The organism is Kitasatospora sp. NPDC001132 (assembly GCF_053598415.1).
The window spans coordinates 151,146-162,802 of the sequence record NZ_JBSFKF010000004.1 but is presented as its reverse complement, the minus strand read 5'-3'; the positions used below and the strand labels follow the sequence as shown (position 1 = coordinate 162,802).

Here is an 11,657-nt window from a genome sequence, read left to right as displayed (position 1 = left end):
CCCGGTCGTGCTACGGTTTCACCACCGCAACGGAACAGGCCGAAGCGGGGAACCAGGGAGCAGCGAAATGAACCGCATCACCGTAGACATGACCGAGGCTTACACCGCCCGCGCCCGTTACACCCACGAACTCATGGGCGTTCCGGCGCAGCGTATGGCCCGCATTGTGGCGCAGGCTTACGACTTCGGCCTTACGGTCGAGATCAAGGACAGCACCAGGGCGGACACTCAGTACATTCAGATTTCGGACGGCAAGGGGTCGTCCTACGGGCAGTATTTCATTGGCGCTGACTTCCGGGACCGCTACATGATGTAACGGGCGCAGCGGGAAGGGCCTCGGGGAAATCCTCGGGGCCCTTTCGCTTGCTCTCAAAAAGAGTGGTAAATACAACTATATTGGCAAAAAGAAAGTGTGCCCGCAGAGGGATTCGAACCCCCACGCACAGAGGCACCGCGTTCTAAGCGCGGCGTGTCTACCAGTTTCACCATGCGGGCAAGCACCTAGGAACGTTCCTAGGTGCTGTTCGGGCGGACGGGATTTGAACCCGCATTCCTCCGCGAGCCGCAGAGTGTCTTAGGCCGATTAGACCACCGCCGTAGGCTCTCGGGCTGGACTCGAACCAGCGCGCTACGGGGAATGAGCCCGCCGCTCTACCAACTGAGCTACCGAGAGAAGTGATTGACCTTGCCTACCCGCAAGCGAGCGCACTCACGTCGTGCCGGGGCGGAACCGGCTCCCATACGACAGTCAATCTGGTGAGTCCCTAGCGTCGGCCCGGAGGGACTTGAACCCCCAACAACCGGCATGTAAGGCCGGTGCTCTACCCATTGAGCTACGCGCCGTTTAGGACTACTCGCCGCCCGCTTACCCGGTGACTAGCCAGGCAGGGAGGGCGGGTTTCACCCAAGGTGGCAGACCACTAAGCCAGTCACGGCCCGTCGCCTGCTGCCCGTACCCCTGAGGGGAATCGAACCCCTACCGGCAGGATGAGAACCTACCGTGCTGCCACTACACCACAGGGACAGTGCCTACGTGGCTCATACCGGAGGAGAGGGCCGGGAGTCGACACGTAGGCCGTGGGGAGTGCGCTCGGTCCACCTTGCGACTGTGCGGCAGCTACGTCCCTCACACTTGCTACTAGGGGTGTACGTTAAGAGCCCACGACAGCGGCCCGGGTGTCGAGTGTCGATGCGAAACCCATTTCTGGCCAGGCCCTAGGAAACCCTATGTACTCTTCTCTTTTCATGTCAGAATCAACATTCACAACATAGTGCCTGGTCAGAGGGGGTGTGGAGTGGTGTTGATCCCTCCCCGCTGTGTAGGCGCCAACGCGCCATAAAGAGCCGAAATGCAAAATGGCCACAAACCCGGTTAGGTCTGCGGCCATTCTGTGTGGTGAGCGTCACATCTACGCGGCCTGTGTGGCTTCCTCTTCGTCATCCTCGACCGGCGGCTGTGCCCACGTGATTTCCAAGCGAGGGCCGATAATGGCCACCTTCCCGGGGGCCGAGCCGACTACGGTCGATTTCTTGACCACGATTCGGTCAATGAAAAGCTTGACCATTTCACGCCGGTCGGCGATGTCCGCCTTGGCCCACCATGAGCCCTTGCCAATCGGATCGTACTCTTCGTCGTCGGCGTCGAGGTCATGTGCCAGCCACTCGTCAAGCGGGAGAACGGGCGTAGCGCTGTCGTCAAGCTCGGCCAACCGTTCCTCGGCGGCTTCCATCTGTAGGGTCGCCTCGGCCTCTGCGGTGAGGAACGCGCGCTGTCCGATCTTCCCCCTGTACCCGCCCGCCTTTCGGTCCGCGTACAGGTCCTCAAGCGCCATCACGGCGTCTGCCCGCTGTGCGAGTAGTTCGGCGCGCTCTCCGGCCTTTTCCGGCGCCTCGTGGAGCAGCCCCCAGCGTCGGGCTACCTCGGCGAGGAGTTCGCCCGTCTCCGGGTCATCCTCGGCCGTCTGGAGGCGTGCCACGATGGCGCGGGCCACGTGGTCATCCAGCCCATCCATGTTGATCGTGACGGAACCCGCGTGCTGGCCCGGCTTGACCTTGTTCCCGCGCTTGCAGTTGTAGGCCGACTTTGCCGGGTTGGCTGTCTTTCGGTGCCCGGCCATGACGTTCTCGCATTCGCAGTACAGGCGGTCCATGGCAGAGAGTAGCGTTGGAGTTGCACCCTGTGACTGCCCCTTGCCTCGGCCGGTGGCCTCTAGGCCCGGCTGAATGGCCCACCACAGCGCGGGATCAACGATGGGGCCGCACGCGGTCAGGATCGGCCGCATGGTCAGCGGGTCGCGCCGGATGCGGTATCCCTGCACCCTGCCGACCGGCTTTCCGGCTTCGTCAAGGTCGTAGATCGGGTCACGCTCGAATCCGGCAATGAGCGGGTCACGGAGCATGCGCTTAAGGCTGGCCGGGTCCCATTCGCTGTCCGCCGTCTTGCGCCCGACCGTTTGTCCCCGTGTCGGCACGCCCTGTTCCCGGAATCCCACGCAAATGCCCGTCAGAGACCCCGGAGACGACTCGCCGCGCCGTGGGGTGAACTTCCGCTTCATGTGGTCGTGGAACAGCCTTGCAGCGGCTCGAAGGACGTCCCCTTGGGTGCCGTAGGGGCCGGAGGTAAGCGGGTCGCTAGCGTGGCGCAGTCGCTGAATAACGACCACCTTGCGCGGGTCGTGGGGGTTGGGCAGCTCCACCGGCTCAAGCTCGAAGCCGTAGGGGGCCTTGCCCATAAACCCGCCAAGGCTTCGGGCGAGATCGTGAGCACCTTGGACGGCGCGACTCTTGTTCTTGCTCTCGTTGTGGGCGGCGTCAAGCCGGAAGATGATGTGGATCAAGTCCATAAGGTTGCCCTTACGGAAAGTGCCCTCGGCCAGGGAAACGATCACTACGCCGATGTTCAAAAGCTCAGTGACAATCGGAATCGCGTCCATGATCTCAAGGCGAGAGAACCGGCTGACGTAGTCCACGAGGATCATGTTCAACGTGCCCTTGCGGCAGTCGTTGAGCATGCGTTCGAATTCGGGCCGTTCCTTGTCGGAGCGGAATGCCGACGTACCCAGCTTCTCGGCGTAGGTCCCGACGTACTTGATATCGTCGCCCGCCGTCTGCCGGAATTCGACATGGCCCAGGATGTTGCCCAGCTGAACCGCAGGGCTCGCGCTGGACTTGTTGGCGCGTTCCTGAGACTGTCGGGTGTAGCCGCCCGCGAAGTAGGTCATGCCGGTCACTCGCTCCATGGTCATGGTGGGGAATCTAGTCCCCCCAACTGGGTTTAGGCAAGACCTCGCTCGGCGAGTCGGTGGCCCGCGCCATGGGCCGCTCCTTCGTCCGGGTCGCGCTCGGCGGCGTCCGGGACGAGGCGGAGATCCGCGGCCACCGGCGCACCTACGTCGGCGCGCAGGCCGGCCGACTGGTGCGGGCGATCAAGGAGGCCGGCTCGATGAACCCGGTCGTCCTGCTGGACGAGATCGACAAGGTCGGCTCCGACCACCGGGGAGACCCGGCGGCCGCCCTGCTGGAGGTGCTGGACCCGGCACAGAACCACACCTTCAGGGACCACTACCTGGAGGTCGAGCTCGACCTCTCCGACGTCGTCTTCCTCGCCACCGCCAACGTGCTGGAGGCCATCCCCGAGCCGCTGCTCGACCGGATGGAGCTGGTCCGGCTGGACGGCTACACCGAGGACGAGAAGATCGTCATCGCCCGGGACCACCTGCTCCCGCGCCAGCTGGAGCGGGCCGGTCTGAACGGCGAGCAGGTCACCGTGGACGAGTCGGCGCTGCGCGGGCTCGCCGGGGAGTACACCAGGGAGGCAGGCGTCCGGAACCTGGAGCGCTCGATCGCCCGGGTGCTGCGCAAGATCGCCGCGCAGGCCGAGCTGGGCGAGCGCGAGCTGCCCGCCTCCGTCGGCGCGCAGGACCTGCGCGCCCTGATCGGCCGGCCGCACCACGTGCCGGAGTCCGCCCAGGAGCCGGCCGAGCGCCGCACCGCCGTCCCCGGCGTGGCCACCGGCCTCGCGGTGACGGGCGCCGGCGGCGACGTCCTCTACATCGAGGCCTCGCTGGCCGACGCCGAGACCGGCGGCACCGGGCTGACCCTCACCGGGCAGCTGGGCGACGTGATGAAGGAGTCCGCGCACATCGCGCTTTCCTACCTGCGCTCGCGAGGCGCCGAGCTGGAGCTGCCGGTCACCTCGCTGCGCGACCGCGGCGTGCACCTGCACATCCCGGCCGGGGCCATTCCCAAGGACGGGCCGAGCGCCGGCATCACCATGACCACGGCGCTGGCCTCGCTGCTCTCCGGCCGCAAGGTGCGCACCGACGTGGCGATGACCGGCGAGGTGTCGCTGACCGGGCGGGTGCTGCCGATCGGCGGGCTGAAGCAGAAGCTGCTGGCCGCCGACCGGGCCGGGATCACCACGGTGATCATCCCCAGGCGCAACGAGGCCGACCTGGACGACGTCCCGGCCGAGGTGCTGGAGCGGCTCGCCGTCCACCCGGTGGCGGACGTGAGGGAGGTGCTGGAGCTGGCGCTGGAGCCGGCCGGGGCCGCGGTGCTGGTGGCCGCCTGACCGGGAGCCCGGGCCGCCGCGGTGGCGGCCCGGGCATCCGGCGCGGGCCCGGGCGGACGGCGGCGATCTGACGGGCCGACGGCATCCCCGCGTGCGAGACTGCGGAGATGCCGTCACCCACGCAGCGCGCCCTGGCCCGGGTGCCCGACCGGCTGCGCCCCTTCGTGGTGCGGCACCGCCGGCTGGTGAAGTTCCTGCTGGTCGGGAGCGGCTGCTTCCTGCTCACCACGGTGATCAACCTGGAGCTCAAGCTCACCGTGCTGCAGCACAAGCCGGTGGTCGCGCTGACCGTCGCGACCGTGATCGGCACCGTCGTCTCGTACGTGCTGAACCGCCGCTGGGCCTTCCGGGCCGCCGGCAGCCGGCGCGAGGCGCTGATGTTCGTCCTGGTCAGCGCGGTGGCGATCGTCGTCAACGACGTACCGCTGGCGATCTCCCGGTACCTCCTGGACCTGCGCGAGCCGTACGTCGACCCGGTCGGGCAGGAGGCCGCGGACTTCCTCAGCGGAATCGTCGTCGGCACCTTCGTGGCGATGGTGTTCCGCTACTGGGCGATGCGGCGGTGGGTCTTCGCCCCGTCCGCCCGGACGACCCCGGGCCGGCCCGTCCCGGCACCGACGACGGCGCCCCCGGAACCCGGTTACGCTGCACCCGAGATGCCACGGGACGTGCCGTAGAGGGGCGAGGTGAGCCTTGTGCAGGAGCCGGACCCCGTTCGGACCGGGCCCGCCAGCCAGCAGGGGATGCGCCGGGCCAACCTGGCCCTGGTGCTCGGCACGATCGCGAGCGGACCGCGCTCGCGCGCCGAGGTGGCCGCCGGGACGGGGCTGACCAGGGCCGCCGTCTCCTCCCTCGCCGAACAGCTGATCGCCGCCGGCCTGGTGGTCGAGGAGGGCCCCGCCGCGCCCAGCGGCAAGGTCGGCCGCCCCGGCACCGCGCTCGGCCTCAACCCGGCCGGGCCCGGCGGCCTCGGGGCCGAGATCGGGGTGCGGCACCTGGGCGCCTGCGTGGTCGACCTGCGCGGGGAGGTCCGCGCCTGGCGGCGCCGGGAGGTCTCCAACCACGGCCGCGAGCCCGCCGCCGTGATGGCCGAGCTCGCCCACCTGCTGCACGAGGCCGTCGCCGCGTCGGGGCTGCGCCCGGCCGGACTCACCCTGGCCGTGCCCGGGCTGGTCGGCGGCTCCGGCGGGGTGCTCCGGCGGGCCGCCAACCTCGGCTGGCGGGACGTCCCGCTGGCCGCCGCGCTGCGCCCGGCGCTGCGGGGGGCCGGGCCGGGCCCGGTCGGTGACGGCCTGGCCGAGCTGCCGATCGAGGCGGACAACGAGGCCAACCTCGGCGGACTGGCCGAGCGCTGGCTGGGCGAGGGCCCGGAGGACTTCCTGTACGTCTCCGCCGAGGCCGGGGTCGGTGCGGCGATCGTGGTCGGCGGCCGGCTGCTGCGCGGGGCCGGCGGCTACGCCGGCGAGTTCGGCCACGTTCCGGTCCACCCGGACGGACCCCCCTGTGCCTGCGGGGCGCGCGGCTGCCTGGAGCAGTACGCGGGCGAGGCGGCGGTGCTGCGGGCCGCCGGCCTGACCGGAGCCCGGGGCGACTGGGTGACGCTGCTCGCCGACCGCGCCGGGGCCGGGGACACGGCCGCCCTCGCGGCGCTGGCCGGGGCCGGTGCGGCGCTCGGCACCGCGGCCGCCGGCGCGGTCAACCTGCTGGATCCGGCCGAGGTGGTGCTGGGCGGCGGCTACGCCCGGCTGGCGCCCTGGCTGCTGCCCGCGATGCGGGCCGAACTGACCGCCCGGGTGGCGGTGCGGCCCTGGTCCGGGGACCGGCTGACGGTCTCCCGGCTGGGCCGGCGGGGCCCGCTGCTGGGCGCGGCGGCGCGGGTCGTCCGGGCCGTCCTGGCCGACCCGGGAACGCTCGGGGCGGGCACGGGGGCCTGAACCGCAAGGGCCGGGAACGCGGGGCCCGGAAGACGGGGGCCGGAAGACGGGGGCCGGAACGCGTGCGAGCCCCCGGCCGTGGCGGCCGGGGGCTCGGTGACGATCAGTGGCGGGAGGCTCAGGCCTTGGCCGCGGCCTCGGTCCCGCTCTCGGTCCCGGTCTCCTCGGAGACCAGCTCGCGGCCGCCGGAGCGCGGGCCGCGCAGCACGGCCAGCAGGGCGACGCCGATGCCGATCAGCGCCCAGACCACCATGACCAGGATCGGCATCCCCAGGTTGGTGGAGTCGAAGTAGGCGATCGACTTGGTGGCGGTGGTGCCGGCGCCGTTCGGGAGCCAGGAGCCGATCGCCCGCCAGAACGGCGGCGTCATCGGAGCCGGGTAGACCCCGCCCGCGCTGGGGTTGCCGAGCACCACGAAGATCAGCACCGCGACGCCGATGCCGAGGATGTCGAACAGGCACTGCAGGGCCATGGTGAACGCGCCGACCGTGAACACCACCAGGGCGCCGATGGCGCTGAGGGCGAGGACCGAGCCCGGCAGGGCGTCCAGCACCGGCCCGGCGATCATCGTGCCGAGGGCGCCGGCCCCGATCGAGTACACCGCGAGGACGCCGAGGCGGATCAGCAGGCGGTGGACGTTGGCCGGCTTGGAGCCCGCGCTGATGCCGAGGATCGAGGCGACCAGGTAGCCGCCGACGCACCAGCCGATCACCAGGTAGAAGGAGGAGAGGCCGTTGTTGTCGCCCTTGGCGAGCGGCACCACGTCCTGGACCTTGACCGTACGGCCCTGGCTCTGGTCGATCGCGGTGGTGATGCTCTCGGCGGCCTTGGCGGCGGCGGTGCCGCGGGCGTTGGCCACCAGCAGGGTGTCCTGGGTGGAGGTCGGGTCCACGACCAGCGCGGCGTAGAGCTTCTGGTCCTTGATCTGCTGGATCGCCGTCTCGGCGTCCGGCGCGGTGACGGCCCGGACGGCGTCGTTCGGCACCGACTCCAGGGCGCCGACCAGCTTCGGGGCGACCTGCGGCGGGGCGACCACCGCGATGGAGAGGTTCTGCGGGGTCGGCTTGTGCAGCGCCCCGATGTAGGAGGTGATGAAGCCGAGCTGGAGCAGCAGCACGCCGATCACGAGCAGTGCCGCGCGCGGGGTGACCGCACTCTTCAGTTCGGCGACGAAACCCTGCCCCGGGGCTGCCATCCACATCTCCTTGCGTAACGGGGGAAAACGGTCCTTCCAGAACCGATACTTCATACCATGAAGTAGTTGGCTTGTCGCACCGGCCGCGCCGGACCGTGGCCGGTGCCACTGCGCGATACTGGCGCGGTGAGCGACGAGGAAGCCCTGGTGGCGGTGGAGCGCGAGGTCGCGCTGATGTTCCGGCGGGGCCGGGCCAGAGTGGCGGAACTCTCACGGCGGGTGCACCCCGGACTGGAGGGGATGGCGTACAGCCTGCTCGGCTACATCGAGCAGGCCGGGCCGGTGCGGGTGACCGACGTCGGCGTGCACTTCTCGATCGGCAAGGCGACGGTGAGCCGGCAGATCCGGACGCTGGAGGAGCTGGGCCTGGTGGCCCGGGAGACGGACCCGCTGGACCGCCGGTCCGCGCTGGTCTCGCTCACCGGGGACGGGCGGCGGCGCTACCTGGCCGCGCACGACGCCCGGATGCGGCGGGTGCGCGAGGTGATGGGCGGCTGGTCGCCGGAGGACGTGAGCCGCTTCGCGGGGCTGCTGCACCGCTTCAACGACGTGCTGGAGGAGCCGACGGCCGAGTGACCGGGCGGTCGTCGGCGGCGTGAGCGGGGTCCGCGCCCGCGGGCTTTACTTCCCCTTGAAGAAAGTTGCCTAACTCAACCATCTCGTCTTATGGTTGCTTACGGCAACGAAATTTCATGATCCGCGTATCCCGCGCGCCTCGCCGAAGGATCCAGATGACCGTGACCACCGAGGCCGCGAGCGGAACCGCCGCCGCGGCCGACAGTCAACAGATGACGCACCGGCAGGTGATGGAGGCCCTCTCCGGCCTGCTGCTCGGCCTCTTCGTGGCCGTGCTCTCCTCGACCGTCGTCTCCAACGCCCTGCCGCACATCCTGGCCGACCTGCACGGCGGCCAGTCCGCCTACACCTGGGTGATCACCGCGGCCCTGCTCAGCCTCACCGCCTCCACCCCGATCTGGGGCAAGCTCTCCGACCTCGTCAGCAAGAAGCTGCTGCTGCAGATCGCGCTGCTGATCTACGTCGGCACCTCGGCGCTGGCCGGCCTCTCGCAGAACACCGGCGAACTGATCGCCTGCCGCGCGCTCCAGGGCATCGGCGCCGGCGGTGTCGTGGCGCTCGGCCAGATCTGCCTGGCCGCGATGGTCCCGGCGCGCGAGCGCGGCCGCTACAGCGGCTACTTCGGCGCGGTCTTCGCGCTCGCCACCATCGGCGGGCCGCTGATCGGCGGCGTCATCGTGGACACCTCCTGGCTGGGCTGGCGCTGGTGCTTCTACGTCGGCATCCCGTTCGCGCTGGTCGCGATCCTGGTGGTGCAGCGCACCCTCAAGCTGCCGGTGGTCAAGCGCCAGGCGAAGATCGACTACCTGGGCGCGCTGGTCATCACCGCCTCGGTCAGCCTGCTGATGATCTGGATCACCCTGGCCGGCAAGAACTACGCCTGGCTGTCCTGGCAGACCGCGGCCATGGTCGGCGGCGGCGTCCTGCTGGGCGCCCTGGCCATCGTGATCGAGCGCCGCGCCGCCGAGCCGATCATCCCGCCGAGCCTCTTCAGGTACCGGACCGTCACCCTGGCCGCGGTCGCCAGCGTGCTGGTCGGCGTCGGGATGTACGGCGCGACCACCTTCCTCAGCCAGTACTTCCAGCTGGCCCGCGCCAAGTCCCCGACCATGGCAGGCCTGATGACCCTGCCGATGATCCTCGGCCTGGCGGTCTCCTCGGCGGTGGCCGGCCGACTGATCACCAAGTACGGCAAGTGGAAGGCCTACCTGGTCTCCGGCACCGCGCTGCTCGCCCTCGGCTTCGGCCTGCTCGGCACCGCCCGGGCCGACACCGACTACGTGCTGCTCTCCGTCTACATGGCGATCACCGGCGTCGGCCTCGGCCTGACCAGCCAGAACCTTGTGCTCGCGGTGCAGAACACGGTGCCCCGGCACGAGCTCGGCGCGGCCAGCTCCGTGGTCACCTTCTTCCGCACCATGGGCGGCGCGATGGGCGTCTCCGCGCTCGGCGCGCTGATGTCCGACAAGGTCGGCCACTACCTGGCCGAGAACCTGGCCGCGGCGCACGTCCCGGCGTCGCCCGCGGCCTCCGGCGGCGGCATCCCGGACCTGGCCAAGCTGCCGGCCCCGATCGTGCCGCTGGTGACGGACGCGTTCGGCCACGGCGTCGGCACCGTCTTCCTGTGGGCCGCCCCGTTCGCGGCGCTGGCCTTCGTCACCGTGCTGTTCATCCGGGAGACCGCGCTGAAGACCACCACCCAGGAGGGCTGACCGGCCGGCGGGACCGACCGGCCGTCGGGATACGCGAACGGGCCGGGGAGTGTGGAGACACTCCCCGGCCCGTTCTGCCGCGTCCGGCTGTGCGGTCAGTGGCCGGCGATCAGCGACAGCCCGTAGAGGACGGCCCCGCCGCAGAGCGCGAAGCAGACGTACGCGCCGGTCAGGGCGAGCTTGCCGCCGCCCGCTGCCCCCGCGGCGCCCCCGCTCTCACGGGCGGCGCTCACCGCGGCCTCGCGGCGGGACAGCGCCAGGATGCCGAGCGCGAAGACGGTGACCACGGCGACGGTGATGCCGAAGCTGACCCCGGCGGTCTGGGCCAGGGCGTTCCACTTGATGTGCATGTGAGTGCTCCCTGCGCTCAGGCCGCGACGGTGGTCGAGGCGGGGGTGGGGACGTTCGCGGTACCGGCCGGTGCGACCTCGACCGGGGTGACGTCGACGTCGTTGACGTTGTCCGCGCCGACCGGCTGGCGGCGGGAGATCAGCCACATCGCGCCGGCGCCGGCCACCAGCACGGCGCCGACCAGGGCGACGCCCCAGCTGCCCTGCTCGGCCAGCAGGGCCGCGCCACCGGAGACCAGCGCGGCGGCCGGCAGGGTCAGGCCCCAGGTGTAGACCATGCGGCGGACCAGGCTCCAGCGCAGCTCGCCCTTCGGGCCGCCGAGGCCGGCGCCCATGATGCCGCCGGAGCAGACCTGGGTGGTGGAGAGGCCGAAGCCCATGTGCGAGGAGGTCAGGATGACGGTCGCGGCGGCCGACTCGGAGGCGAAGCCCTGCGGCGGGCGGATGTCCGCCAGGCCCTTGCCCATCGAGCGGATGATGCGCCAGCCGCCCATGTAGGTGCCGAGCGCGATCGCGGCGCCCGCGGAGACGATCACCCAGGTGGGGGGCAGCGCGCCGTGCGGCAGGGCGCCGACCGAGACCAGGGTCAGGGTGATGATGCCCATCGTCTTCTGGGCGTCGTTGGTGCCGTGCGCGAGCGAGATCAGGGAGGAGGAGAAGACCTGGCCGGTCTTGAAGCCCTTCTCGGTGGCCGCGGTGTTGCCCTTGCGGGTGATCAGGTACGCCATCTTGGTGGCGCCCCAGGAGGCCAGGCCGGCGACGAACGGCGAGGCGACGGCCGGGATGAGGATCTTGGTGATCACGGTGTCGAAGTTGACGCCGTTCATGCCGACCCCGACGATCGTGGCGCCGATCAGGCCGCCGTACAGGGCGTGCGAGGAGCTGGACGGCAGGCCGCGCAGCCAGGTCAGCAGGTTCCAGAGGATCGCGCCGGCCAGTGCGGCGAAGATGATCTCGGGGTGGACTCCGGCCTTCTCGTTGACGATGCCGCCGGAGATGGTGGTGGCGACCTTCACGGACAGGAACGCGCCCGCGAAGTTGAGCAGGGCCGCGATGGTGACCGCGACCTTCGGACGAAGGGCCCCGGTCGCGATCGCGGTGGCGGCCGCGTTGGCGGTGTCGTGGAACCCGTTGGTGAAGTCGAAGGCGAGCGCCGTGATGATCACAACGGCCACCAGGAACGAGATGTGTTCCATACCCAAACAATCGTCTTAGTTGTCGCACGGACGTTGATGACCTCGCGACCGTAGGTCTGCTTGGTAAACGGAAGGTGAACTGGACCGGGAATCAGGGTTCCGATGGTTGACTCGCGGTGAC

The 11,657-nt window shown here is 70.2% G+C and carries 9 protein-coding genes, 4 tRNA genes and 1 pseudogene; 6 read left to right on the top strand and 8 right to left on the bottom strand.

Annotated elements, in window-relative coordinates:
• Positions 1-67 precede the first annotated feature (67 nt).
• A complete protein-coding gene (locus tag ACWDBE_RS07595) occupies positions 68-316 on the top strand; it encodes a hypothetical protein (RefSeq protein WP_449807464.1) in 249 nt (82 codons plus the stop codon).
• 97 nt (positions 317-413) lie between these two features.
• Here ACWDBE_RS07595 and ACWDBE_RS07590 read toward each other — a convergent pair.
• The 5 genes from ACWDBE_RS07590 to ACWDBE_RS07570 all read right to left on the bottom strand — a co-directional run bounded on the left by ACWDBE_RS07590 (position 414) and on the right by ACWDBE_RS07570 (position 3,245).
• Positions 414-495 (bottom strand) — tRNA-Leu (locus ACWDBE_RS07590).
• Between the two features lie 105 nt (positions 496-600).
• Positions 601-673: transfer RNA gene (locus tag ACWDBE_RS07585), tRNA-Met, on the bottom strand.
• A gap of 97 nt (positions 674-770) precedes the next feature.
• Positions 771-843 (bottom strand) — tRNA-Val (locus ACWDBE_RS07580).
• Positions 844-953: 110 nt separating this feature from the next.
• Positions 954-1,024 (bottom strand) — tRNA-Glu (locus ACWDBE_RS07575).
• A 385-nt stretch (positions 1,025-1,409) separates the two neighbouring features.
• Positions 1,410-3,245, bottom strand: a complete 1,836-nt coding sequence (locus tag ACWDBE_RS07570; RefSeq protein ID WP_449807463.1) for a recombinase family protein — start codon at positions 3,243-3,245, stop codon at positions 1,410-1,412.
• Positions 3,246-3,271: 26 nt separating this feature from the next.
• On the opposite strand from ACWDBE_RS07570, the pseudogene ACWDBE_RS07565 reads away from it, so the two are divergent.
• The 3 genes and pseudogenes from ACWDBE_RS07565 to ACWDBE_RS07555 all read left to right on the top strand — a co-directional run.
• A pseudogene (locus tag ACWDBE_RS07565) lies at positions 3,272-4,573 on the top strand (S16 family serine protease); the annotation flags it as partial.
• Between the two features lie 107 nt (positions 4,574-4,680).
• Positions 4,681-5,250 carry a GtrA family protein gene (locus ACWDBE_RS07560; RefSeq protein WP_449791554.1) on the top strand — a complete coding sequence of 190 codons (570 nt, stop codon included), beginning with the start codon at positions 4,681-4,683 and terminating at the stop codon, positions 5,248-5,250.
• 66 nt (positions 5,251-5,316) lie between these two features.
• A complete protein-coding gene (locus ACWDBE_RS07555) occupies positions 5,317-6,507 on the top strand; it encodes an ROK family transcriptional regulator (protein ID WP_449791603.1) in 1,191 nt (396 codons plus the stop codon).
• A gap of 118 nt (positions 6,508-6,625) precedes the next feature.
• On the opposite strand, the gene ACWDBE_RS07550 is transcribed toward ACWDBE_RS07555, so the two are convergent.
• Positions 6,626-7,702 carry an ABC transporter permease gene (locus ACWDBE_RS07550; protein WP_449807462.1) on the bottom strand — a complete coding sequence of 359 codons (1,077 nt, stop codon included), beginning with the start codon at positions 7,700-7,702 and terminating at the stop codon, positions 6,626-6,628.
• 126 nt (positions 7,703-7,828) lie between these two features.
• On the opposite strand from ACWDBE_RS07550, the gene ACWDBE_RS07545 reads away from it, so the two are divergent.
• Both ACWDBE_RS07545 and ACWDBE_RS07540 read left to right on the top strand, forming a co-directional pair.
• Positions 7,829-8,278 carry a MarR family winged helix-turn-helix transcriptional regulator gene (locus ACWDBE_RS07545; protein WP_449791556.1) on the top strand — a complete coding sequence of 150 codons (450 nt, stop codon included), beginning with the start codon at positions 7,829-7,831 and terminating at the stop codon, positions 8,276-8,278.
• 155 nt (positions 8,279-8,433) lie between these two features.
• A complete protein-coding gene (locus tag ACWDBE_RS07540) occupies positions 8,434-9,990 on the top strand; it encodes an MDR family MFS transporter (protein ID WP_449791557.1) in 1,557 nt (518 codons plus the stop codon).
• A gap of 95 nt (positions 9,991-10,085) precedes the next feature.
• Here the strand turns inward: ACWDBE_RS07540 and ACWDBE_RS07535 are convergent, their stop codons facing one another.
• Both ACWDBE_RS07535 and ACWDBE_RS07530 read right to left on the bottom strand, forming a co-directional pair.
• Entirely contained in the window at positions 10,086-10,340 is a 255-nt protein-coding gene (locus ACWDBE_RS07535; protein ID WP_449807461.1) for a hypothetical protein, read from the bottom strand.
• A gap of 17 nt (positions 10,341-10,357) precedes the next feature.
• The gene (locus tag ACWDBE_RS07530; protein WP_449791559.1) at positions 10,358-11,536 is read right to left on the bottom strand and encodes an anion permease; all 1,179 of its coding nucleotides are present in this window, start codon (positions 11,534-11,536) and stop codon (positions 10,358-10,360) included.
• Between the last annotated feature and the right edge of the window lie 121 nt (positions 11,537-11,657).

What these genes read in the sequence shown, in the direction of transcription:
- ACWDBE_RS07595 (WP_449807464.1), top strand. Translation starts at nt 68, where the DNA reads ATGAACCGCATCACCGTAGACATGACCGAGGCTTACACCGCCCGCGCC.
- ACWDBE_RS07570 (WP_449807463.1), bottom strand. Translation starts at nt 3,245, where the DNA reads ATGACCATGGAGCGAGTGACCGGCATGACCTACTTCGCGGGCGGCTAC.
- ACWDBE_RS07560 (WP_449791554.1), top strand. Translation starts at nt 4,681, where the DNA reads ATGCCGTCACCCACGCAGCGCGCCCTGGCCCGGGTGCCCGACCGGCTG.
- ACWDBE_RS07555 (WP_449791603.1), top strand. Translation starts at nt 5,317, where the DNA reads ATGCGCCGGGCCAACCTGGCCCTGGTGCTCGGCACGATCGCGAGCGGA.
- ACWDBE_RS07550 (WP_449807462.1), bottom strand. Translation starts at nt 7,702, where the DNA reads ATGGCAGCCCCGGGGCAGGGTTTCGTCGCCGAACTGAAGAGTGCGGTC.
- ACWDBE_RS07540 (WP_449791557.1), top strand. Translation starts at nt 8,434, where the DNA reads ATGACCGTGACCACCGAGGCCGCGAGCGGAACCGCCGCCGCGGCCGAC.
- ACWDBE_RS07535 (WP_449807461.1), bottom strand. Translation starts at nt 10,340, where the DNA reads ATGCACATCAAGTGGAACGCCCTGGCCCAGACCGCCGGGGTCAGCTTC.
- ACWDBE_RS07530 (WP_449791559.1), bottom strand. Translation starts at nt 11,536, where the DNA reads ATGGAACACATCTCGTTCCTGGTGGCCGTTGTGATCATCACGGCGCTC.